This is a genomic window from Kitasatospora sp. NPDC093679 (genome assembly GCF_040683455.1).
Classification (GTDB): Bacteria; Actinomycetota; Actinomycetes; order Streptomycetales; family Streptomycetaceae; genus Kitasatospora; species Kitasatospora arboriphila.
Genome location: NZ_JBFBDW010000008.1, coordinates 29011 through 51745 on the forward strand (window position 1 = coordinate 29011; position 22735 = coordinate 51745).

At 73.4% G+C, this 22735-nt stretch carries 16 protein-coding genes; 10 read left to right on the forward strand and 6 right to left on the reverse strand.

Translation table 11 applies throughout. The annotated features are described in order from the left end of the window. Positions 1–2: 2 nt before the first annotated feature. Genes AB0O09_RS09335 through AB0O09_RS09355 form a run of 5 tightly spaced genes read right to left on the reverse strand, consistent with a single transcriptional unit; the run spans position 3 to position 5542 of the window. Positions 3–599: a GNAT family N-acetyltransferase gene (locus AB0O09_RS09335; RefSeq protein WP_363540932.1), complete on the reverse strand. Its 597-nt coding sequence runs from the start codon at positions 597–599 to the stop codon at positions 3–5. Beyond that, positions 599–2665, reverse strand: a complete 2067-nt coding sequence (locus AB0O09_RS09340; protein WP_363540933.1) for a penicillin acylase family protein — start codon at positions 2663–2665, stop codon at positions 599–601. Before AB0O09_RS09340 ends, AB0O09_RS09335 begins: the two co-directional genes overlap by 1 nt. Beyond that, complete coding sequence (locus tag AB0O09_RS09345) at positions 2662–3486, reverse strand: ABC transporter ATP-binding protein (protein WP_363540935.1); 825 nt, start codon at positions 3484–3486, stop codon at positions 2662–2664. Before AB0O09_RS09345 ends, AB0O09_RS09340 begins: the two co-directional genes overlap by 4 nt. Positions 3487–3539: 53 nt before the next feature. Then, positions 3540–4568, reverse strand: a complete 1029-nt coding sequence (locus AB0O09_RS09350; protein WP_363540936.1) for an iron chelate uptake ABC transporter family permease subunit — start codon at positions 4566–4568, stop codon at positions 3540–3542. Beyond that, positions 4565–5542, reverse strand: a complete 978-nt coding sequence (locus tag AB0O09_RS09355; RefSeq protein ID WP_363541058.1) for an iron chelate uptake ABC transporter family permease subunit — start codon at positions 5540–5542, stop codon at positions 4565–4567. The genes AB0O09_RS09350 and AB0O09_RS09355 overlap by 4 nt, the downstream gene beginning before the upstream one ends. 240 nt (positions 5543–5782) lie before the next feature. Between AB0O09_RS09355 and AB0O09_RS09360 the strand changes: the two genes are divergently transcribed. The 9 genes from AB0O09_RS09360 to AB0O09_RS09400 all read left to right on the forward strand — a co-directional run bounded on the left by AB0O09_RS09360 (position 5783) and on the right by AB0O09_RS09400 (position 18365). After that, positions 5783–6835, forward strand: coding sequence for an ABC transporter substrate-binding protein (locus tag AB0O09_RS09360; protein ID WP_363540937.1), 1053 nt, complete (start codon positions 5783–5785; stop codon positions 6833–6835). 7 nt (positions 6836–6842) lie between these two features. Continuing rightward, the gene (locus AB0O09_RS09365; protein WP_363540938.1) at positions 6843–7709 is read left to right on the forward strand and encodes a siderophore-interacting protein; all 867 of its coding nucleotides are present in this window, start codon (positions 6843–6845) and stop codon (positions 7707–7709) included. 134 nt (positions 7710–7843) lie between these two features. Beyond that, positions 7844–9406: an aspartate aminotransferase family protein gene (locus AB0O09_RS09370; RefSeq protein ID WP_363540939.1), complete on the forward strand. Its 1563-nt coding sequence runs from the start codon at positions 7844–7846 to the stop codon at positions 9404–9406. A 34-nt stretch (positions 9407–9440) separates the two neighbouring features. Then, positions 9441–10733, forward strand: a complete 1293-nt coding sequence (locus AB0O09_RS09375; protein WP_363540940.1) for a SidA/IucD/PvdA family monooxygenase — start codon at positions 9441–9443, stop codon at positions 10731–10733. Next, positions 10730–11296 carry a GNAT family N-acetyltransferase gene (locus tag AB0O09_RS09380; protein ID WP_363540941.1) on the forward strand — a complete coding sequence of 189 codons (567 nt, stop codon included), beginning with the start codon at positions 10730–10732 and terminating at the stop codon, positions 11294–11296. The genes AB0O09_RS09375 and AB0O09_RS09380 overlap by 4 nt, the downstream gene beginning before the upstream one ends. Further along, positions 11293–13080, forward strand: coding sequence for an IucA/IucC family siderophore biosynthesis protein (locus AB0O09_RS09385; RefSeq protein WP_363540942.1), 1788 nt, complete (start codon positions 11293–11295; stop codon positions 13078–13080). Before AB0O09_RS09380 ends, AB0O09_RS09385 begins: the two co-directional genes overlap by 4 nt. 17 nt (positions 13081–13097) lie before the next feature. Then, positions 13098–14573, forward strand: coding sequence for an MFS transporter (locus AB0O09_RS09390; protein WP_363541059.1), 1476 nt, complete (start codon positions 13098–13100; stop codon positions 14571–14573). Positions 14574–14679: 106 nt separating this feature from the next. After that, the gene (locus AB0O09_RS09395; protein WP_363540943.1) at positions 14680–15651 is read left to right on the forward strand and encodes a polyphosphate kinase 2 family protein; all 972 of its coding nucleotides are present in this window, start codon (positions 14680–14682) and stop codon (positions 15649–15651) included. Further along, positions 15648–18365: an HAD-IC family P-type ATPase gene (locus tag AB0O09_RS09400; protein WP_363540944.1), complete on the forward strand. Its 2718-nt coding sequence runs from the start codon at positions 15648–15650 to the stop codon at positions 18363–18365. Before AB0O09_RS09395 ends, AB0O09_RS09400 begins: the two co-directional genes overlap by 4 nt. An 89-nt stretch (positions 18366–18454) precedes the next feature. Here AB0O09_RS09400 and AB0O09_RS09405 read toward each other — a convergent pair whose 3' ends face one another. Beyond that, positions 18455–21088, reverse strand: coding sequence for a valine--tRNA ligase (locus AB0O09_RS09405; RefSeq protein ID WP_363540945.1), 2634 nt, complete (start codon positions 21086–21088; stop codon positions 18455–18457). A gap of 206 nt (positions 21089–21294) precedes the next feature. On the opposite strand from AB0O09_RS09405, the gene gltX reads away from it, so the two are divergent. Beyond that, positions 21295–22659: a glutamate--tRNA ligase gene (gene gltX, locus AB0O09_RS09410; RefSeq protein ID WP_363541060.1), complete on the forward strand. Its 1365-nt coding sequence runs from the start codon at positions 21295–21297 to the stop codon at positions 22657–22659. Positions 22660–22735: the final 76 nt, after the last annotated feature.

Below are 22735 nucleotides of genomic sequence, written 5' to 3' on the forward strand. Positions count from 1 at the left end.
GGTCAGGCCCGTTCGGCGGCCTCCCGGTCGAGGAAGACCAGCCGGGCCCGCTTCTCCGGCTTGTCGATCTCCGGGCCGGGTTCGAAGCCGCAGCGCCGCAGCAGCGCGATCGCCCGGTCGTTGCGGGCGTCGGGCTCGGCGACGATCCGGCGGCGGCCCGGGTCGGTGAGCAGGAAGCGGACGAACACGCCGACCAGCGCCCGGCTGACGCCGTGCCGCGGGGGGCCGTCCGCCGGGCCGATCAGCAGGTGCATCCCGTGGTCGCCCGGCCGGACGTCGTAGCACTCGCCGACCGGGTCGTGCTCGGGCTCGTAGCTCTGGAAGAGCGCGGCCGGACGGCCGTCGCGCAGCGCGAGGAAGGCGTGGTGGGTGGTCAGCGAGTCGACGAACTCGTAGGTCTGCCGGACCTGTTCGCGGTCGGCGTCGAGCATGACCCAGTAGCGGGCGCGCGGTTCGGTGACCCAGCGGTGGACGAGTCCGGCGTCGGCGGCCGGATCCAGTTCGACGATCCGGACGGCTCCCAGGACGGGCAGCTGCTCCTCGTGCAGCGTCGGGCGGTCCGCGGGCGGGGCCGCCCGGGCGGGGGTGTCGGCGGTCATCACGGCTCCTCGACGAGGCGGGTCCAGTCGGTGGTGACGGGTGCGAGGCCGCCGCTCAGCCACAGCGGCAGCTGGTCGCGCCGGTGCGGGTGACCGGGCAGCCCGGAGGCGCCGAACGGCACCACCCAGCGGCTGTTGTCGCGGTCGGCCAGGTCCCAGACGTACCGGGCCGCCGGTCCGCGGGCGCTGCGGTCGGTGAAGCCGGGCACGCTGGAGGTGGAGAGCACGCAGTCGTGGTCGCCGGCCAGCCCCGGCCGGTCCTCGTCGGATCCGCCGTCGGCGCCGGGCAGCGCCTGCCAGGGCGCCAGCCGGTGGGTGGCGCCCCAGGTCCGCCCGGTGTCCTCGGCGGCGGCGGTCTCCTCCGCGGCGGCCCGCACCAGTGCGGCGCGGTCCACGCCGGGCAGCCGGTCCTCCGCCAGCAGGGTCTCCAGCGCGTAGGCGATCCTGGGCAGCAGTGCCAGCCAGGGCAGGAACGGCTCCGGGTACGGCGAGGGCCCGGTGAGGCCGGCGAGCGCCGGTTCGGCGGCGAACCGGCGGACGACGGCGGAGCGCAGCTCGGCGAACCGGGCGGCGTCGGTGGAGTCGGCGGCCATCCGGCGGTCCCAGGCCAGCAGCCGGTCGCGGAGCTTCTCGGCGGCCGGGCTGAGGGCGTCGAGGGCGGCGAGCAGGTCGAGCAGCGGGGCGGCGGAGGCCAGGTGGGTGTCCATGTGGACGAGCGCCATGTCGGCCGCCGTCCAGGCGACCGGGGCGGCGAGCAGGTCGGCGATCCGGTCGGCCCGGTGCGACGGCGCGAACTCCACGCCGAGCGGGGCGGCGAGGCCACGCTGATTGGCCATCACCGCGGTGCCGTCCACCTCGGCACGCGGCATCGGGCGCCGGCCGCGCCAGGCGTGCTCGGCCTCCCAGGCGGGGACGGGCCGCAGGCTGTTGGCGCGGGACCGGTCCGGGACGGCGCCGGCGACCCGGTGCAGCAGGCCGCCCGCGGTGTCGGCGGCCTGGACGACGTTGACCGGCTCGATCCAGTGGTCGAAGGCGCGGTCGACGTCGTCGACGGTGCGGGCGCGCAGCAGGGCGGGCAGGGCGTCGAAGCCGAGTTCGGCGTCGACCCGCGGCAGGCAGCGGAGGCTGAGGGCCTCCCCTTCGCCGTCGGCGCCGCCGGTGATCACCGGTCCGCGGGCGGTCTCGACGATCTCGACCTCCACCGGTCCGGCGCCGGCGACCTCGACCGTCTCGCGGTGGACGGCGGCGGGCTGCCAGCCGTCCGGGCCGAGCGCCTCGACGCCGGGGCCGCCGGGGCCGCCGGTGCGGCGCAGCCGTTCCCGGTAGAGGTCCTGGTAGTCGGCCATGGCGTTGGTGATCGCCCAGGCGACGCCGCCGGTGTGGCCGAAGTGGCCGATGCCGGGGACGCCGGGCACGGCCAGGCCGATCACGTCGAACTCCGGGCAGGCCAGCCGGACCTGCTGGTAGATGCCCGGGTCCTCGACGAAGCGGTGCGGGTCTCCGGCGATCAGGGCGGCGCCGCTGCCGGTGCGTTCGCCGGCGATCAGCCAGCCGTTGCTGCCGGAGGTGCCGGGGCCGTCGGTGGCGAAGAGTTCGGTGTGCTCCTCGCCGAGGACGCGGGCGACCCGGTCGCGCCAGAGCTTGGTGGGGAAGCCGGCGAACAGGACGTGGTGGGAGAGCCAGACGGAGAGCGGGGTCCACGGCTCCCAGTGACCGGGGGTGGTCCCGGCGGCGGCGAACTCGGGGGCCCGGTGGCCGTGTTCGGCGAGCCCGTCGTTGACGCCGTCGACGTAGGCGCGGACCCATGCGGCGGTCGCCGGGGCGAGGGCTTCGTAACAGCGGCGGGCGGTGTCGGCGAGCCGGGCCCGCCGGGCGAAGACGTCCCAGCCGAGGGCGTCGGCGCCGAGGAAGGCGGCGGAGGTGCCGCGGGCGCGGTGCCGCTCGACCTCGATCTGCCAGGCGCGGTCGACGGCGGCGTTGCGGCCCTGGGCACGGGCGAGTTCGAGCGGGTCGTCGGCGCGCAGGTGCGGGATGCCGTACGCGTCGCGGTAGGTGCGGGCGGTCATGCCCGGTTCCCTTCGGGGCGGGCGGCGCTGCGGCGGGCGGCGGGGATGACCAGCGGGGTGCCGGTCTCGGGGCAGTCGATGACCCGGCAGGGCAGTGTGAAGACCTGTTCGACGAGGTCGGCGGTGACGATCTCGGCGGGCGGCCCGGAGGCGACGACCTTGCCGTCGCGCATGGCGATCAGGTGGGTGGCGTAGCGGGCGGCGTGGTTGAGGTCGTGCAGCACGGCGACGAGGGTGCGGCCCTGCTCCTCGTGCAGCCGGGCGCACAGGTCGAGGACCTCGATCTGGTGGGCGATGTCGAGGTAGGTGGTGGGCTCGTCGAGGAGGAGCAGCGGGGTCTCCTGGGCGAGTGCCATGGCGATCCAGACGCGCTGGCGCTGGCCGCCGGAGAGTTCGTCGACGAGCCGGTCGGCGAGGGTGTCGACGCCGGTGGCGGCCATCGACTCGGTGACGACCTCCTCGTCGCGGGCGGACCACTGGCGGAGCAGGCCCTGGTGCGGGTAGCGGCCGCGGGCGACGAGTTCGGCGACGGTGATGCCGTCGGGGGCGACGGAGGACTGGGGCAGCAGGCCGAGGGTGCGGGCGACCTTGCGGGCCGGGATCGTCGCGATGTCCTGGCCGTCGAGCAGCACCGAGCCGGCGGCCGGCCTGAGGGTGCGGGAGAGGGCGCGCAGCAGGGTGGACTTGCCGCAGGCGTTGGGGCCGACGACGACGGTGAACGACCGGTCGGGGACGGCGACGGTCAGGCCCTCGGCGATGGTGCGCTTCTCGTAGGCGAGGGTCAGCTCGGCGCCGGCGAGGCGCGTTCCGCCGCTGTCCATGGTCGGTTCTCCGTTCCGGGGCGTGGTGCTGCTGCGGGGGGCGGGCTGTCTGCTCAAATCCGGCCTGCCCTGCGCTCGGTGGCGAGGAGCCAGACGAGGTAGCCGCCGCCGAGGACGCCGGTGACCACGCCGACCGGCAGCTGGTGGCCGGCGAAGGCGTGCTGGGCGGCGTAGTCGGCGGTGACGAGCAGGGCTGCGCCGGTGCACGTGGCGGCGAGCAGGTTGGGGCCGGGCGCCCGGGTGAGCCGCTTGGCCAGCTGGGGCGCGGTGAGGGCGACGAAGTTGACCGGTCCTGCGGCGGCCGCGGCGAGCGAGGCGAGCAGGACGGCGCAGACGAGCAGGGCGAGGCGGACGCGCTCGACCCGGATGCCGAGGCCGCCGGCGGCGTCGTCGCCCATCTCCAGCATCCGCAGGGCGCGGCCGCAGCCGAGCAGCACGGCGGGGCCGAGGACGGCGAGGGCGATCAGCAGCGGGACGGCGTCGCGCCAGCCGCGGCCGTCGAGGCTGCCGGTGAGCCAGAGCATCGCGCGGGCGGCGTCCATGAGCTGGGTGCGGGTCAGCAGGTAGCCGTTGATGCCGGTGAGGATGGCGGCGCTGCCGATGCCGACGAGGACGAGCCGGCTGCCCTGGACGCCCTGCCGCCAGGCGAGGGCGTGGATCGCGGCGCCGGTGGCGGTGCCGCCGGCGACCGCGCCGCCGGCCAGGGCGAGGCTGCTGCCGCCGGCGAGGACGACGAGCAGGGCGCCGGCGCCGGCGCCCTGGGTGAAGCCGAGGATGTCGGGGCTGCCGAGCGGGTTGCGGACGAGGGACTGGAACAGCGCGCCGGACAGGGCGAGCGCGGCGCCGACCAGCAGGGCGGTGACGACGCGGGGCAGCCGCAGGTCGTTGACGACGAAGTCCTCGGCGGGGCTGCCGCCGCCGGTGAGGGTGCGCAGCACGTCGGAGGTGCTCATCGGGTAGTCGCCGCTGCCGAGGGCGAGGACGCCGACGGCGAGGGCGAGCAGGGCGGCCGAGGCTCCGACGGCGAGGGCGCGGGGCCGGTGGCGGACGGAGACGGCGGAGCCGATGCGGAGGGTGCTCATGCCCGGGCCACCTTTCCGCGACGTGCGAACCAGAGGAAGAAGGGGCCGCCGAGGACGGCGGTGACGATGCCGACCTGGAGTTCGCCGGGCCGGCCGAGGGCGCGGCCCAGCACGTCGGCGCCGAGCAGCAGGACGGGGGCGAGGACCGCGCAGTAGGGGAAGAGCCAGCGCAGGTCGGGGCTGGTGAGGGCGCGGACGAAGTGCGGCACCATCAGGCCGACGAAGACGATCGGGCCGCAGGCGGCGGTGGCCGCGCCGCAGAGCAGGGTCACGGCGGCGATGGCGGCGGCGCGGATCAGTTCGGGCCGGGCGCCCAGCGCGCGGGCCGAGTCGTCGCCGAGGGCCATGGCGTTGAGCGGCCGGGCGAGGGCGAGGGCGAGCAGCAGGCCGGTGGCGATGAACGGCAGCACCTTGAGCACGGTGGAGGCCTGGGCGTCGGCGAGCGAGCCGACCGTCCAGAAGCGCATCTTCTCCAGGGCGCCGGTGTCCAGCAGCATCAGGGCGCTGACGTAGCTGTAGAGGGTGGCGTTGAGGGCGGAGCCGGCGAGGGCGAGCCGGGCGGGGGTGGCGCCGCGGCCGCCGCCGACGGCGTAGACCAGGGCGGCGACGGCGGCGGTGCCGGCGAGGGCGAACCAGACGTAGCCGTCGAAGGTGGCGATGCCGAGGAAGGTGCCGGCGGAGACGACGGCGGCGGAGGCGCCGGCGTTGATGCCGAGCAGGCCGGGGTCGGCGAGCGGGTTGCGGGTGAGGGCCTGCATGACGCCGCCGGCGAGGCCGAGCGCGGTGCCGGCGAGCAGGCCGAGCAGGGTCCGCGGCAGCCGCATCTCGTGGACGACGGTGTACGAGCCGGAGGCGGGGTCGGTGAGGCCGTGCCAGACCTCGGCGGGCGCGAGCTGCTTGGCGCCGACGCCGATGCTCAAGGCCAGGACGGCGATCAGGACGGCGAGGGCGGCGAGGAGTCCGGCGGCGCGCAGCGCGGTGCGGGCGCCGGGCGGGCGTCGTCGGAGGTCGGCGGGTTCGGCCGAACCCCCTTGGGCCGGTGGCGGCTTGGTGAGGGACACGGGTGGTGCTCCGGCGCTGGCGGGGACCGGATTCCGGAACCCCCTCTGGACAAAGACTTAGGTTAGGTTAACCTAAGTCCCGCTGCGGGTCAGCTGCCGGTCCCCGCCTGCGCCGACCGCTGCGCCCTCCTTCGAACCGAGAGAGACACCGTCATGCCGCGTTCCGGAACTGCCGCTCACCTCTCCCGTCGCGGCCTGCTCGCCGCCGGTGGCGCCACCGCCCTCGGTGCCGTGCTGGCCGCCTGCGGCAGTGGCGGCGGTTCGGGATCCGACGGCGCCTCGGGCTCTTCGGTGAAGCCCGCCGGTGCGGGCCCCTGGTCGTTCACCGACGACCGCAAGAAGGAGGTCACCGCCAAGTCCGCCCCGAAGCGGGTCGTGGCGTACACCGGCACCGCGGCCGCCCTGGTGGACTTCGGCCTGGACGAGCGGATCGTCGGCGTCTTCGGCGAGACGAAGACCGCCGACGGCAAGGCCGATCCGACGGCCGGCGACCTGAAGGTCGACAAGGTCGAGATCCTCGGCAACGTCTGGGGCGAGTTCGGCGTCGAGAAGTACGCGGCGCTGCGGCCCGAGCTGCTGGTGACGCACATGTACGACCCGGACGCGCTCTGGTACGTGCCGGACGAGAGCAAGGACAAGATCCTGGGGCTCGCCCCGAGCGTCGCGATCACCACCGCCCGCGTCCCGATGACCAAGCCGATCGAGCGGTACGCCGCGCTCGCCGAGTCGCTCGGCGCGGACCTGAAGGCGAAGAAGGTCACCGACGCCAAGGCCCGCTTCGAGAAGGCCGCCGAGGAGCTGCGCCAGGCCGCCAAGGCCGCCGGCGGCCTCAAGGTGATGGCCTGTTCGGGCAGCGCGGACATCTTCTACGTCTCCAACCCGAAGGTCTCCACCGACCTGATGTACTTCGCCGAGCTCGGCGTCGACATCGTGGTGCCGACCAAGCTGGAGGCCGGCGACTACTTCGAGGCGCTCAGCTGGGAGAACGCCGACAAGTTCCTCGCCGACCTGATTCTGCTGGACAACCGCTCGACCGCGCTGCAGCCCAAGGACCTCGCCGCCAAGCCGGCCTGGGGCCGGCTGCCCGCCGTCAAGGCCGGCCAGGTCACCCCGTGGGACGCCGTGCCGCGCTTCTCGTACGCGGGTGCCGCGCCGCTGCTGGAGAACCTCGCCAAGGCGATCCGGAACGCCAAGAAGGTGAGCTGACGCCGCCATGGCCACCGCTTCCGCGATCGCGGCGCAGTACGGATTCTTCGAGGCCGGGGTCGTCCGCACCCGCCGGCTCGGGCCGACGATGCTGCGGGTCACCTTCGGCGGCGCGCAGCTGGCCGGCTTCGCCTCGGGCGGCCGGGACCAGAGCTTCTCGCTCTTCCTGCCGCACCCCGGGCAGGACACCCCGGTGCTGCCGGTCGAGGAGGGCGAGGGCTGGTTCGCCGCCTGGCGGGCGCTCGGCGAGGACGTCCGGGCGGTGATGCGCTCGTACACCGTCCGCGCGCAGCGCCGTGACCCGGACGAGGTGGACGTCGACTTCGTGCTGCACGGGGTCGACGTGCCCGGTGCGGCCGGACCGGCCGCCTCCTGGGCGGCGAAGGCCGCACCGGGCGACCGGGTGGTCCTGCTCGGCCCGGCGGTCGAGGACAACCGCAGCGTCTGCTTCCAGCCGCCGGCCGGCACCGACTGGGTGCTGCTGGCCGCGGACGAGACGGCGCTGCCCGCGGTCGGCGGCATCCTGGAGGCGCTGGCGCCGGCCACCCGCGCCCGGGTCTGGATCGAGGTCCCGTACGCGCAGGACATCCAGGACCTGGCCGCCGGACCGGAGGTGGAGATCACCTGGCTGGTCCGGGAGAGCGGGGCGACCCCGCTGGTGGAGGCCGTCCGCGCGGCCGACCTGCCCGGGGGCACCCCGTACGCCTGGATCGCGGGCGAGTCCGGGAGCGTCCGGGCGCTGCGCCGGCACCTGGTCGGCGAGCGCGGGACGGACCGCGCCGCGGTGACCTTCTCCGGCTACTGGCGGCGCGGCGCCTCCGAGGAGCAGCTGCGCCTGGAGGCCGCGTCCGGCACGTCTTCTGACGAGGGCTGATTCGACACACCGTCAATCGCACGTTCGAGACGGCCCGTTCCCCGACACCGGGGTGCGGGCCGTCGCACATGCATGGAACTTAGGGTAGGCTAACCTAAGTTCTACTCCCCGTCCGCGACCGTTGAGGACTGACCATGAGTTTCCGGGGCCACACCGTCGAGCCGTCGGCAGGCAGCACCGCCACCCTGGAGGACGCCAGATCACACCTGTTCAACGACCGCACGGTGGAGCGCTACCGGGAGTCCCTGCGGGCCGGCGTCGAGACCGTCGCCGCCAAGGTCTCCACCACCACCCGTCCCTTCACCGGGACGACCCCGGACCGGCTCGCCCCGGAGATATCCGGCATCGACCTCGACCGCCCGCTCGGCGACCTTGCCGAGGCGCTCGCCGAGCTGGAGGACGTCTACCTCCGCGACGCCGTCTACTTCCACCACCCCCGCTACCTGGCCCACCTCAACTGCCCGGTGGTGATCCCCGCCCTGCTCGGCGAGGCCGTCCTCACCGCCGTCAACTCCTCGCTGGACACCTGGGACCAGAGCGCCGGCGGCACCCTCATCGAGCGCCGCCTGATCGACTGGACGGCCGAGCGGATCGGCCTCGGCCCGGACGCCGACGGCGTCTTCACCAGCGGCGGCACCCAGTCCAACTTCCAGGCCCTGCTGCTCGCCCGCGAAGAGGCCTGCACCGCCCTCGCGGCCGCCGCCGGCACCCCGCCGGCCAAGCACGAACTGCTGCCGAAGCTGCGCATCATCGCCTCCGAGGCCAGCCACTTCAGCGTCAAGAAGTCCGCGGAACTGCTCGGCCTCGGCATGGACGCGGTGATCTCCGTGGAGACCGACCGCGGCCGCCGGATGAAGCCCGAGGCGCTCGCCCGGGAGCTCGCCCGCTGCACCGCCGAGGGCCTGACCGTGATGGCCGTGGTCGCCACCGCCGGCACCACCGACTTCGGCTCGATCGACCCGCTGCCCGAGATCGCCGGCCTGTGCGCCGCCGCCGGGGTGTGGATGCACGTGGACGCCGCCTACGGCTGCGGACTGCTCGTCTCCCCCACCCGCAGGCACCTGCTGGACGGCATCGAGCGGGCCGACTCGGTCACCGTCGACTACCACAAGTCCTTCTTCCAGCCGGTCAGTTCCTCCGCCGTGCTGGTCCGCGACCGGGCCGCGCTGCGGCACGCCACCTACTACGCGGACTACCTCAACCCGGCCCGGACGGCCGAGCGGCGGATCCCCAACCAGGTCGACAAGAGCATCCAGACCACCCGGCGCTTCGACGCCCTCAAGCTCTGGCTGACCCTGCGCACCATGGGCGCCGAGGCCGTCGGCCTGCTGTTCGACGAGGTCGTCGACCGCGCCGCCGCCGCCTGGGAGATACTCACCGAGGACCCGCGCTTCGAGGTCGTCACCAAGTCGCAGCTGTCCACCGTCGTCTTCCGCTGGCTGCCGCCCGCCGGCCCGTCCCGCGACCTCGCCGACGAGGCCAACCTGTACGCCCGCGAGGCGCTCGCCGCCTCCGGCGAGGCCGTCGTCGCCGGCACCAAGGTCGACGGCCGCCACCACCTGAAGTTCACCCTGCTCAACCCGGAGACCACCCTGGACGACATCGCGCACGTCCTCGACCTCCTCGCCGAGCACGCCGGCCGGTACGTCAACGACCGGACCGCCGTCGCCCCCGAGCTCTGCCCCACCGCGGTCTGATCCCCGCCCGCCCCCTCCGCACCACGGGAGAAGCATGTCCACCCACGACTTCGTCGCGATCGGGCTGGGTCCCTACAACCTGGGCCTCGCCTGCCTCACCGAGCCGGTCGACGGCCTCGACGGCGTGTTCCTGGAGAGCAAGCCTGACTTCGACTGGCACCCCGGGATGCTGCTCGACTTCGCCACCCTGCAGACGCCGTTCATGGCCGACCTGGTGACGCTCGCCGACCCGACCTCGCCGTACTCCTTCCTCAACTACCTGAAGGAGCGCGGCCGGCTGTACCCGTTCTACATCCGCGAGATGTTCTACCCGGTGCGCAGCGAGTACAACGAGTACTGCCGCTGGGCCGCCGCCAAGCTGCGCAGCGTCCGCTTCGGACACACCGTCACCCGGGTCGAGTACGACGAGGCCGACGGCCTGTACACCGTCGTCTCCGAGGCCGGCGGCGAAACCGTCCGGCACCGCGCCCGGCACCTGGTGCTCGGCACCGGCACCCCGCCCTTCCTGCCCGGGCCCTGCCGCGGGCTCGGCGGCGACCTGGTGCACAACTCCGGCTACCTGGAGGCCAAGCAGACGCTGCAGAAGAAGCGCAGCATCACCGTCGTGGGCAGCGGCCAGAGCGCCGCCGAGATCTACTACGACCTGCTCGCCGAGACGGACGTGCACGGCTACCGGCTCGACTGGGTGACCCGCTCGCCGCGGTTCTTCCCGCTGGAGTACACCAAGCTCACCCTGGAGATGACCTCCCCCGAGTACGTGGACTACTTCCACGCCCTGCCGGAGGAGACCCGCTACCGCCTGGAGTCCGAGCAGAAGGGCCTCTTCAAGGGCATCGACGCCGACCTGGTCAACGGCATCTACGACCTGCTCTACCAGAAGAGCGTCAAGGGCCCCGTCCCGACCAGGCTGCTCACCAACTCCGCGCTGCGCAGCGCCTCGTACGACGAGACGCTGGGCACCTACACCCTCGGGCTGCACCACACCGAGCAGCAGCGGGACTTCTCGCTGACCACCGAGGGCCTGGTGCTGGCCACCGGCTACGCGTACACCCCGCCCGCCTTCCTGGAGCCAGTGCACGACCGGATCCGCTGGGACGGCCGCGGCCGCTTCGACGTCGCCCGCAACTACAGCATCGACACCACCGGGCGCGGGATCTTCCTGCAGAACGGCGGCACCCACACCCACAGCATCACCTCCCCCGACCTCGGCATGGGCCCGTACCGCAACTCGTGGATCGTCCGCGAGCTGACCGGCCGCGAGGTCTACCCGATCGAGAAGACCATCGCCTTCCAGGAGTTCGGCGCGCCGGAGGGCGCCCCCGCATGACGCCCTTCACCCGCACCGACGCCCGCCTCGGCGAGTTCTCCGTCCGTCCGCTCGACCCGGACGCCGACGCCGCACTGCTGCACGGCTGGGTCACCCACCCCAAGGCCGCGTTCTGGATGATGCAGGACGCCACCGAGGACGACGTCCGCGCCGAGTACCGGCGGATCACCGAACACCCGCACCACGACGCCTTCCTCGGCCTGGTCGACGGCGTGCCGGCCTTCCTGGCCGAACGCTACGACCCGGCCCGGCTCGAACTCGTCGGCCTCCACGACGCCGAGCCCGGCGACGTCGGCATGCACTTCCTGTGCGCGCCCACCGACACCCCGGTGCACGGCTTCACCCGGGCCGTCATCACCACCGTGATGGCCTTCCTCTTCGACGACCCGGCCACCCGCCGCGTCGTCGTCGAGCCGGACGTCCGCAACACCGCCGTCCACGCCCTGAACGCCGCCGTCGGCTTCGAGGTGGTCGGCCCGATCGCCAAGCCGGAGAAGGACGCCCTGCTCAGCGTCTGCACCCGCGCCCAGTTCCAGCACGCCCTCGCAGGAGCCGCCGCATGATGCCCGCCGGAGCCGTCGCCCACCTGACGCCGGACGCCTGGGCACGGGCCAACCGGCTGCTCGTCCGCAAGGCGCTCGCCGAGTTCTCGCACGAGCGGCTGCTCGCCCCCGAGCGGCTGCCCGACGGCCGGTACGCCGTGCGCAGCGACGACGGCACGGTGGAGTACCGCTTCACCGCCCGGCTGCGCGCCCTCGACCACTGGCAGATCCCGGACGGGTCCGTCACCCGGCACCGCGGCGAGCAGGAACTGCCGCTCGACGCCCTGGACTTCTGCATCGAACTGCGCGGCGCGCTCGGCCTGACCGACGAGGTGCTGCCGGTCTACCTGGAGGAGATCTCCTCCACCCTGGCCGGCACCGCCTACAAGCTCTCCCGGCCGGCCCTCGGCGCCGACGAGCTCGCCGAGGCCGACTTCCAGACCGTCGAGACCGGCATGACCGAGGGCCACCCCGGCTTCGTCGCCAACAACGGCCGGATCGGCTTCGGCGTGCACGAGTACCACCGGTACGCCCCGGAGGCCGCCGCCCCGGTCAAGCTGGTCTGGCTCGCCGCGCACCGCGACCACTCGGTCTTCACCTCCTGCGCGGACACCGACTACGACACGCTGATCCGCCAGGAGCTGGATCCGGCCACCCTGGCCCGGTTCGCCGCCGCGATGGCCGCCCGCGGGCTCTCCCTCTCCGACTACCACCTGCTGCCGGTGCACCCCTGGCAGTGGTGGAACAAGCTGTCGGTGACCTTCGCCGGCGAGGTCGCCCAGCAGCGCCTGGTCTGCCTCGGCGAGGGCGACGACGAGTACCTCGCCCAGCAGTCCATCCGCACCTTCTTCAACACCACCGACCCGTCCCGGCACTACGTGAAGACGGCCATCTCGGTGCTCAACATGGGCTTCATGCGCGGCCTCTCGGCCGCCTACATGGAGGCCACCCCGGCCATCAACGACTGGCTGGCCGAGCTGATCGCCGACGACGAGGTGCTGCGCGGCACCGGCCTGACGATCATCCGCGAGCACGCCGCGATCGGCTACCGGCACCGCCAGTACGAGGCCGCCACCGACCGGTACTCGCCGTACCGCAAGATGCTCGCCGCGCTCTGGCGGGAGAGCCCCGTGCCCTCCCTCGCCCCCGGGGAGCGGCTGATGACGATGGCCGCCCTGCTGCACACCGACCGGGCCGGCCGCTCGCTGGCCGCCGCCCTGATCGGGCGGTCCGGCCTCGCCCCCGAGGTGTGGCTGCGACGCTACCTGGACGCCTACCTGACCCCGCTGCTGCACAGCTTCTACGCCTACGACCTGGCGTTCATGCCGCACGGCGAGAACACGATCCTCGTGATGGACGGCGGCACCGTGCAGCGGGCGGTCTTCAAGGACATCGCCGAGGAGATCGTCGTCATGGACGAGAACGCGGTGCTGCCGCCCGCCGTCCGGCGCGTCCGGGCCGCGGTGCCCGAGGACATGAAGCTGCTGTCGATCTTCACCGACGTCTTCGACTGCTTCTTCCGCCACCTTGCCGCGACCCTCGCCGAGGACGGCGTGCTCGACGAGGACGGCTTCTGGCGGACGGTCGCCGAGTGCGTCGCCGACTACCGCGACTCGGTGCCGCACCTCGCCGACCGGTTCGACCGGTACGACCCGTTCGCGCCCGAGTTCGCGCTGTCCTGCCTCAACCGGCTGCAGCTGCGCGACAACCGGCAGATGGTCGACCTGGCCGACCCGTCCGCCGCCCTGCAGCTGGTCGGCACCCTGGCCAACCCGATCGCCCGCTTCGCCCCCGCGGCCCGGTGACCGCCGCCACCGCGCCGGTGGAGTCCGCCCGCGGGGCCCGGCTGCCCGGCCGGTGGCCGGCCCTCGCGGTGATCTGCCTCGCCCAGCTCGTCGTGGTGCTCGACAACACCGTGCTGAACGTGGCCGTCCCCACCCTCGGCCGGGAGCTCGGCGCGGACACCGCCGGCGTCCAGTGGATCGTCAACGCCTACTCCCTCGTCCAGGCCGGGCTGGTGCTCGCCGCGGGCGCCGCCGCCGACCGGTACGGCCGGCGGCGGCTGCTGCTCACCGGGCTCGCCCTCTTCGGCCTCGGCTCGCTCGCCGCCGGGCTCTCCAGCACCACCGGGCAGTTGATCGCCGCCCGGGCCGGTATGGGGGTGGGCGGCGCCCTGCTGATGACCAGCACGCTCGCCGTGGTGATGCAGCTCTTCGACGCCGAGGAGCGCACCCGGGCGATCGCCGCGTGGAGCGCCGTCAGCGCGCTCGGCTTCGCGGCCGGCCCGCCGGTCGGCGGCCTGCTGCTGGCGCACTTCGCGTGGGGCGCGCTCTTCCTGGTCAACGTCCCGGTGGTGCTGCTCGGGCTGGCGGCCGCCCGGCTGCTCGTCCCCGAGTCCCGCGCCCCCGGCGGCGGCCCGCCCGACCTGCCCGGCGCCCTGCTCTCCACGGCCGGCACGACCGCGGTGGTCTACGCCGTCGTCTCCGGGCCCGAGCACGGCTGGGCCTCCGCCCACGTGCTGCTGCCCGCCCCGGCCGGCCTGCTGCTGCTAGCCGCCTTCGCCCACTGGGAGCGGCGGACGGCCCACCCGATGCTCGACCCGGCGTTCTTCCGCGACCGGCGGTTCACCGGGGCGGTCACCGGCGTCGTGCTGATCACCTTCGGCAGCGCCGGCGGGCTCTTCCTGCTCACCCAGCAGCTGCAGTTCGTCCGCGGCTACCCGCCGCTGGAGGCCGGCCTGCGGACGGCGCCGTTCGCGCTCACCGTCGTCGCGCTCAACTTCACCGGCCTCACCGCCCGGCTGATCGCCCGGCTCGGGACGCCCCGCTCCATCGCCCTCGGCACGACGGTGCTCGCCGCCGGCTTCTGCACCGCCGCGTTCGCCGCCGGCGGCTACGGGCCGCTGCTCGCCGGGCTGGTGCTCATGGGCGCCGGCTGCGCGGTCGCCAACCCGGCCGTCGTCGAGGCCGTGGTGGGTGCGATCCCGCCGGACCGGGCCGGAGCCGGCGCCGGCGTCGACGGTGCGATGGCCGAGGCCGGCAGCAGCCTCGGGGTGGCCGCGCTCGGCGCCGTGATGAACGCCCGGCTGGCGGCCGTCCTGCCGGCCGCGGCCTCCGTACCGGCCGCCCTCGCCGCGGCCCGCACCGAGGCGGACCGCGCCGCCGTCCTCGACGCCTTCACCGAGGCCTCCCGCACCGCCCAGCTGGTCGGCGCCGCCGCCGTCCTCGCCGGCGGTCTGGCCGCCGCCCTGCTGCTGGCCCGCGCCGCCCGGACCTCCCCCGGCCACGACCCCGCCTGACCCGGCCCGAACGGCCGTACTCCGATTGCCGCACCCGGACCCCGGGCGGAGCGTGGCAGGTGACTCCCGCCTCCGCCGAGGCGGGCCGGCGGAAGGGGGCCCGGGCATGGCGGACGACCGAGCCGAGGCCATCGCGCGCTTCATCGCGCCGCTCCGTGTGGAGCCCGGGTCGAGGGTCGACCTCGCCCGCGACTTCGACCCCCGCTACCGGGCCCACCTCAAGAAGCGGGACGGCGCAGAGCTGCTGCGCACCGGCGTCGAACTGCTCGCCGAGTACCAGGACCGGCTCGCCGCCCAGGACACCTACGGCGTACTGCTCTGCCTCCAGGCGCTCGACGCCGGCGGCAAGGACGGCACGATCCGCCACGTCATGAGCGGCGTGAACCCGCAGGGCGTGAAGGTCAGCAGCTTCAAGGTGCCCTCCCCCGAGGAGCTCGACCACGACTACCTGTGGCGCTACAACCTCCGGCTGCCCGGCCGCGGCGAGATCGGCATCTTCAACCGCTCGCACTACGAGGAGGTCCTCGTCGTCCGGGTCCACCCGGAGAACCTGGAACGGCAGCGGCTCCCCGAGGCCGCCCGCGGACCGGACGTCTGGAGGCGCCGCTACCGCGACATCAACCGCTGGGAGCGCCACCTCACCGACAACGGCTTCAAGGTCGTCAAGGTCTTCCTCAACCTCTCCCGCGAGGAGCAGCGGATCCGCTTCCTGAAGCGGATCGACCTGCCGGAGAAGAACTGGAAGTTCTCCGCGGCCGACGTCCGGGAGCGCCGCTTCTGGGACGACTACCAGCTGGCCTTCTCCGAGATGCTCTCCGCGACCAGCACCGAGTGGGCGCCCTGGTACGTGGTGCCGGCCGACCGCAAGTGGTTCGCGCGGATCTGCGCGGCGGCCGTCCTGGTGCACACCCTGGCCGGGATCGACCCGCAGTACCCGACGGTCGACGCCGAGGCCCGCAAGCAGCTGCGCCTCGTCCGGCGCGACCTGGAGGCCGAGGCCCCGCCCGGCGCCGAGGCCGACCCGTACGAGGCGGAGCACGGGAAGGGCGAGAAGCGGAAGAAGAAGGGGAGCCGATGACCCAGCAGGCTGACCCGGCGGCGGCTGCGCCCGCACCGAGCTGGTACACGCGGCCGCCGACGGAGGTGCTGGCCGCCTTCGGCGTCGATCCGGCCGTCGGCCTGAGCGCCGCCCGGGCGGCCGAGCGGCTCGCCGCGGACGGCCCGAACGCGCTTCCCGAGGAGAAGCCGAAGCCGACCTGGCGGCGGTTCCTCGACGAGTACCGCAGCTACATGCAGATCATCCTGGTGGCCGCCGCGGTGGTCTCGCTGGCCATCAAGCAGTGGAGCACCGGCATCCTGCTGGTCCTGCTGACCCTGCTGAACGCCGTGGTCGGCCTGCGCCAGGAGGGCAAGGCCGAGAGCGCGATGAACGCGCTGAAGTCGATGATGAAGGCCACCGCGCGGGTCCGCCGGGACGGCACCGAGTCGGAGATCCCCGCCGAGCAGCTGGTCGTCGGGGACGTCGTGCTGATCTCGGCGGGCGACCAGGTCCCCGCGGACGGACGGATCGTCGAGGCGAGCGCGCTGCAGATCGACGAGTCGGCGCTCACCGGCGAGAGCGTCCCGGCCGCCAAGGACGCGGGCACGCTGACCGGCGAACGGCTGGCGCCCGGCGAGCAGTCGAACATGGCGTTCATGAACACCCCGGTGACGCACGGCAGCGGGCTGCTGGTCGTCACCGGCACCGGTTCCGGCACCGAGCTCGGCAAGATCTCCGGCCTGCTCTCGGCCACCGAGAAGGAGCAGTCCCCGCTCGACCGGGAGCTCAACACCCTCACCCTGTGGATCGCCGGCGCGGCCGGCCTGACCATGATCGTGATGTTCGCGCTCGGCCGCAGCCGCGACCAGGCCTGGGACGCCCTCTTCGTCAGCGCGGTCTCGCTGGCCATCGCGGCCATCCCGGAGGCGTTGCCGACCGTCTCCCAGGTGATCCTCTCCGTCGGCAGCCTCAACCTGGCGAAGCGCCACGCGATCGTGAAGGAGCTGCCCTCGGTCGAGACCCTGGGCTTCACCTCGGCGATCAACTCCGACAAGACCGGCACCCTGACGATGAACCAGATGACGGCCGTGGAGGTGGTCAGCCCGACCGACCGCTACACCGTCTCCGGGACCGGCTACGGCCTGGAGGGCCGGATCCACCACGCCGCGGGCACCTCGGCCGGCGTCGAGGACGCGGTGCTGCCGTACCTGGTCGCCAGCGACGCCAAGCTGGTGGACGGCCGGGTGGTCGGCGACCCCACCGAGGGCGCCCTGCTCGTGCTCGGCCACAAGGCCGGCCTGGACGTCGAGGCGACCCGGGAGCGCTACCCGCGGCTCGCCACGCTGCCCTTCGACCCCGGCTACAAGCTGATGGCCACCTTCAACTCGGCGGTGGACGCCATGGGCCGGCCGGTCGTCCGCTGCTTCGTCAAGGGGGCCGCCCCGGCGGTGATGGACCGGGCCGCCACGGCGCTCTCGGCCGGCACCACCGTCCCCTGGGACGGCGAGCTCGCCCGGCGGGCCGTCGCGGCCACCGAGCGGATGGGCGGCGAGGGCCGCCGGGTGATGGCCGCCGCCGTCCGCGACATCGACCCGGCGCACTTCGATCCCGGCGGCGACCTGCTCGCCCTGGTCACCGAGCTGCAGATGACCAGCCTGGTCGGCATGGTGGACCCGCCGCGCGAGGAGTCCAAGGCGGCGGTCGCCGAGGCGCAGGCCGCCCACATCCGGGTCCGGATGGTGACCGGCGACGACGTCACCACGGGCGCCGCCATCGCCCGGCAGCTCGGCATCGAGGGCGAGGCCGTGCTCGGCGCCGACTTCGCGGCCCTGTCCGAGCAGGAGCAGATGGAGCGGATCGACACCATCGGGGTGGTGGGCCGGGTCGCGCCCGAGCACAAGGTGCTGCTGGCGAACACGCTCAAGAAGAAGGGCGCCGTCGTCGCGATGACCGGCGACGGCGTCAACGACGCGCCGGCGATCAAGGCCGCCGACATCGGCATCGCCATGGGCAGCGGCACCGACGTGGCGAAGAACGCCAGCCGGATGATCCTCTCCGACGACAACTTCGCCACCATCGTCTACGCGGTGGCGGAGGGCCGGAAGCTCTACGACAACCTGACCAAGTACATCCGCTTCGTGCTCCTGCTGCTGGTCACCTTCGTGCTGACCTTCCTCGGTGCGACGATCCTCAACATCGCGAGCGGCGAGCCCTTCCCGCCGCCCCAGGTGCTGTGGATCCACTTCGTGGTGAACGCGCCGTTCGGCTTCGCGCTCGGCTTCGACCAGGAGAGCCCCGGGCTGATGAAGCGGACGCCGCGGCCGCGCGGGGAGTCGGTGCTGACCCGGCCGGTGATGGTCACCGTGGGGCTGAGCGGCCTCGCCATCACCGTCTTCCTGCTCTCGCTGATCAAGCTCGGCGAGTCGCGCTACGGCGACGTGGACACGGGGAGCTCGATCGCCTTCACCGCCTTCTCGCTCTGCCTGATCGTCGCGGCCTTCGAGTGCCGCAGCGAAACGGCCTCGGTGTTCAGCACCACGACCTTCGACAGCAAGCAGATGAACTGGGCCGCGCTCGGCGAGTTCGTGCTGGCCGTGATGGTCACCCAGATGGACGGCTTCCGCCGCATCCTGGGCACCACCCGGATCAGCGTCCAGCAGTTCGGCTGGGCGCTGCTGGCGCCCTTGGCACTGCTGGTGCTCTGGGAGCTCGGCAAGTGGCTGGCCCGGCGGATGCGGCCGGCCGTGGCCTGAGGACCCCGAGGGGCCGAGCGGCCGGACGTGCCGGAGGGCCGCACCCGCGCGCGGGTGCGGCCCTCCGTCGTCCGTGCCGGGCGGCCCGGTCAGCCCTGCGGCAGGCCGGCCAGCTGGGCGGTGATCCGGGCGATGTCGGCCTCGGCGGCCTCCTGACGACCGCGGATCTTGGCGACCACCTCGTCCGGGGCCTTCGCGAGGAAGGCCTCGTTGCCGAGCTTGGCGGTGGTCTGCGCCTTCTCCTTCTCGGCGACGGCGAGGTCCTTCTGCAGGCGCTTGCGCTCGGCCGCCACGTCGATGGTGCCGGAGAGGTCCAGCGCGACGGTGGCACCGGCGACCGGCAGCGAGGCGGTGGCGGCGAAGCCGTCGCCCGGCTCGGTCAGGCGCAGCAGCGAGCGGATCGCGTCCTCGTGGACGCCGAGCACGGTGCCGGCCAGCTCGAGCTGCGCGGGGACGCGCTGCGCGGGCTGCAGGCCCTGGTCCGAGCGGAACCGGCGGACCTCGGTGACCACCTGCTGCAGGGTGGCGACCTCGGCCTCGGCCTCCGCGTCGCGGAAGCCGGAATCCTTCGGCCACGCGGTGACCACCAGCGACTCCGCGCCGGTGAGGGTGGTCCACAGGGTGTCGGTGACGAACGGGACCACCGGGTGCAGCAGGCGCAGGGTGAGGTCCAGGACCTCGCCGAGGACCCGGCGGGCCGCGTCGGCCTGCGGGCCGCCCTTGGCCAGGGTGGTCTTGGAGAGCTCGACGTACCAGTCGAAGACCTCGTCCCACGCGAAGTGGTAGAGCGCGTCCGAGACCTTGGCGAACTCGTAGTCGTCGTACAGCGCGTCGACCTCGGCCACGGTCGCGTTGAGGCGCGAGAGGATCCAGCGGTCGACCGAGGTCAGCTCCTCGGCGGCCGGGAGCGGGCCCTCGACGGTGGCGCCGTTCATCAGCGCGAAGCGGGTGGCGTTCCAGATCTTGTTGCAGAAGTTCCGGGAGCCCTTGACCCAGTCCTCGCCGATCGGCACGTCGGCGCCGGGGTTGGCGCCGCGGGCCAGGGTGAAGCGGACGGCGTCGGCACCGTAGGCGTCCATCCAGTCCAGCGGGTCGACGGCGGTGCCGGACGACTTCGACATCTTCTTGCCGAACTCGTCGCGGACCAGACCGGTCAGGGCGACCGTCTTGAACGGCGCCTGGCCGTCCATCGCGTACAGGCCGAACATCATCATCCGGGCGACCCAGAAGAAGATGATGTCGTGGCCGGTCAGCAGGACGTCGGTCGGGTAGAACTTCTCGAGGTCGGCGGTCTTCTCCGGCCAGCCGAGCGTGGAGAACGGCCACAGGCCGGAGGAGAACCAGGTGTCCAGGACGTCCGGGTCCTGGTGCCAGCCCTCGCCGGTCGGCGGCTGCTCGTCCGGTCCGACGCAGACGACCTCGCCGTCCGGGCCGTACCAGACCGGGATCCGGTGGCCCCACCAGAGCTGGCGCGAGATGCACCAGTCGTACATGTTGTCGACCCAGTCGAAGTAGCGGCGCTCCAGCTCCTTCGGGTGGATCTCGACCCGGCCGTCGCGGACCGCGTCGCCGGCGGCCTGGGCCAGCGGGCCGACCTTGACCCACCACTGCAGCGACAGCCGCGGCTCGACCACGGTGTGGCAGCGCGAGCAGTGCCCGACCGAGTGCTCGTACGGGCGCTTCTCGGCGACGATCCGGCCCTGCTCGCGGAGCGCGCCGACCACGGCCGAGCGGGCCTCGAAGCGGTCCAGGCCGAGGAAGGGGCCGTGCACGGTGATGACACCGCGCTCGTCCATCACGGTCACGTTGGGCAGGCCGTGGCGCTGGCCGATGGCGAAGTCGTTGGGGTCGTGCGCCGGGGTCACCTTGACGGCGCCGGTGCCGAACTCCGGGTCGACGTGCTCGTCGGCGACGACCGGGATCTCGCGGTCCGTCAGCGGCAGCTTGACGGTCCGGCCGACCAGGTGCTTGTAGCGCTCGTCGTCCGGGTGGACGGCGACCGCGGTGTCGCCCAGCATCGTCTCGGCGCGGGTGGTCGCGACGACCACCGAGTCCTCGCCCTCGCCGTAGCGGATCGAGACCAGCTCGCCGCCGCGGTCCTTGTGCTCGACCTCGATGTCGGAGAGCGCGGTGAGGCAGCGCGGGCACCAGTTGATGATGCGCTCGGCGCGGTAGATCAGGCCGTCGTCGAAGAGCTTCTTGAAGATGGTCTGGACGGCCTGCGACAGGCCCTCGTCCATGGTGAAGCGCTCGCGCGACCAGTCGACGCCGTCGCCGAGGCGGCGCATCTGGCCGAGGATCTTGCCGCCGTAGTTCTCCTTCCACTCCCAGACCTTCTCGACGAAGGCCTCGCGGCCCAGGTCGTGGCGGGAGAGGCCGGACTCGGCGAGCTGCTGCTCGACCTTGTTCTGGGTGGCGATGCCGGCGTGGTCCATACCGGGCAGCCACAGCGCCTCGAAGCCGAGCATCCGCTTGCGGCGGGTCAGCGCGTCCATCAGCGTGTGCTGGAAGGCGTGGCCGAGGTGCAGCGCACCGGTCACGTTCGGCGGCGGGATGACGATGGTGTAGGCGGGCTTGTCGCTCTTCGCGTCGGCGCTGAAGTAACCCCGCTCCACCCAGCGCTCGTACAGCACGCCCTCTACCTCGGCCGGGGCGTAGGCGGTCGGCAGTTCGGGGTGGCTGATCGGCCCGCGGTCGGGGGCCTGCTGAGTGTCATCGGTCACCCCGCCATCCTAGAGGACGGGCCACGAGCGGCCGGACGCCGTCCGTGGTGCGGCGCCGTGCGGCGGGCCGGGCGGGGGCGGTGGGGCGGCGGGTGCGTGCCCTCGGGGCGGCGGTCGGGCGGAGCAGGGGCGGGTGCGGGATCGGTAGGCTGTGCGGCATGTCTGCTCCCGCTGTTCGCGTCCGTTTCGCACCGTCCCCGACCGGCATGTTCCACGTCGGCGGCGCTCGTTCCGCCCTCTACAACTGGGCTGTGGCGCGACAGTCCGGCGGCACCTTCGTCCTGCGCATCGAAGACACCGATGCGGCCCGCAACAAGCCCGAGTGGATCGACGGGATCGTCAACGCCCTCTCGGCGATCGGCATCAACGAGTCCGACCCGGCCTTCGAGGGCCCCTACTTCCAGTCGCACAACGCCGACCGGCACCGCGAGGCGGCCGGGCAGCTGCACGCCGCCGGCAAGGCCTACTTCTGCGACTGCACCCGCGAGCAGGTCCAGGAGCGCACCGGCTCGCAGCAGTTGGGCTACGACGGCTTCTGCCGCGAGCGCGGCCTCGACTGGGAGGCCGGCCGGGCGATGCGCTTCCGCACCCCGGACGAGGGCGAGACCGTGGTCGTGGACCTGATCCGCGGCGAGCCGGCCTTCCCGAACAGCGCCATCGAGGACTTCGTCATCGCCCGCGGCGACGGCACCCCGGTCTTCCTGCTCGCCAACGTGGTCGACGACCTCGACGAGGGCGTCACCCAGGTGATCCGCGGCGAGGAGCACCTCTCCAACACCCCGAAGCAGCAGCTGCTCTGGGAGGCGCTCGGCGCGCAGCCCCCGGTGTGGGCGCACCTGCCGGTCATCGTCAACGAGAAGCGGCAGAAGCTCTCCAAGCGCCGCGACAAGGTGGCGCTGGAGGACTACCTGGCCGAGGGCTTCCTGCCCGAGGCGATGGTCAACTACCTGATGCTGCTGGGCTGGGCGCCGGGCGACGACCGCGAGATCCTGCCGTTCGAGGAGCTGCAGCAGCTCTTCCGCGTGGAGAACGTCAACAGCTCCTCGGCGTTCTTCGACATCAAGAAGCTGACCGCCTTCAACGGCGACTACATCCGGGCGCTGGGCGCGGAGCGGTTCGCCGCGGCCTGCGCGCCGTGGCTGGCCGCCCCGCACGCGCCGTGGCGGCCGGAGGCCTTCGACGCCGCCGTGTTCGAGAAGGTCGCGCCGCTCGCGCAGACCCGGATCGCGGTGCTGTCGGAGATCACCGCGCAGGTGGACTTCCTCTTCCTCGACGAGCCGGTCGCCGACGAGGCGTCCTGGGCGAAGGCGATGAAGGCGGGCGCCGCGGAGCTGCTGCGGGACGTCCGGGCGGAGCTCGCCTCGGCGGCCTGGACGGCCGAGGACCTCAAGACCGTCCTGGAGAAGGTCGGCGCCGAGCACGGCCTCAAGCTCGGCAAGGCCCAGGCCCCGATCCGGGTGGCCGTCACCGGCCGCACCGTCGGCCTGCCGCTGTTCGAGTCGATGGAGCTGCTCGGCCGCGACCGCGTGCTGGCCCGCCTCGACGCCGCCGCGGAGCGCCTGGCCGCCTGATCCCCTCTTCGTCCCGTCCGCCCCCGGACCGCCGGCCCCGCCGGTGGTCCGGGGGCGGCGGCGTTCGTGCAACCCG

What these genes read in the sequence shown, in the direction of transcription:
- AB0O09_RS09385 (WP_363540942.1), top strand. Translation starts at nt 11,293, where the DNA reads ATGATGCCCGCCGGAGCCGTCGCCCACCTGACGCCGGACGCCTGGGCA.
- AB0O09_RS09360 (WP_363540937.1), top strand. Translation starts at nt 5,783, where the DNA reads ATGCCGCGTTCCGGAACTGCCGCTCACCTCTCCCGTCGCGGCCTGCTC.
- AB0O09_RS09395 (WP_363540943.1), top strand. Translation starts at nt 14,680, where the DNA reads ATGGCGGACGACCGAGCCGAGGCCATCGCGCGCTTCATCGCGCCGCTC.
- AB0O09_RS09365 (WP_363540938.1), top strand. Translation starts at nt 6,843, where the DNA reads ATGGCCACCGCTTCCGCGATCGCGGCGCAGTACGGATTCTTCGAGGCC.
- AB0O09_RS09345 (WP_363540935.1), bottom strand. Translation starts at nt 3,486, where the DNA reads ATGGACAGCGGCGGAACGCGCCTCGCCGGCGCCGAGCTGACCCTCGCC.
- AB0O09_RS09335 (WP_363540932.1), bottom strand. Translation starts at nt 599, where the DNA reads ATGACCGCCGACACCCCCGCCCGGGCGGCCCCGCCCGCGGACCGCCCG.
- AB0O09_RS09370 (WP_363540939.1), top strand. Translation starts at nt 7,844, where the DNA reads ATGAGTTTCCGGGGCCACACCGTCGAGCCGTCGGCAGGCAGCACCGCC.
- AB0O09_RS09380 (WP_363540941.1), top strand. Translation starts at nt 10,730, where the DNA reads ATGACGCCCTTCACCCGCACCGACGCCCGCCTCGGCGAGTTCTCCGTC.
- AB0O09_RS09350 (WP_363540936.1), bottom strand. Translation starts at nt 4,568, where the DNA reads ATGAGCACCCTCCGCATCGGCTCCGCCGTCTCCGTCCGCCACCGGCCC.
- AB0O09_RS09340 (WP_363540933.1), bottom strand. Translation starts at nt 2,665, where the DNA reads ATGACCGCCCGCACCTACCGCGACGCGTACGGCATCCCGCACCTGCGC.
- AB0O09_RS09375 (WP_363540940.1), top strand. Translation starts at nt 9,441, where the DNA reads ATGTCCACCCACGACTTCGTCGCGATCGGGCTGGGTCCCTACAACCTG.
- gltX (WP_363541060.1), top strand. Translation starts at nt 21,295, where the DNA reads ATGTTCCACGTCGGCGGCGCTCGTTCCGCCCTCTACAACTGGGCTGTG.
- AB0O09_RS09400 (WP_363540944.1), top strand. Translation starts at nt 15,648, where the DNA reads ATGACCCAGCAGGCTGACCCGGCGGCGGCTGCGCCCGCACCGAGCTGG.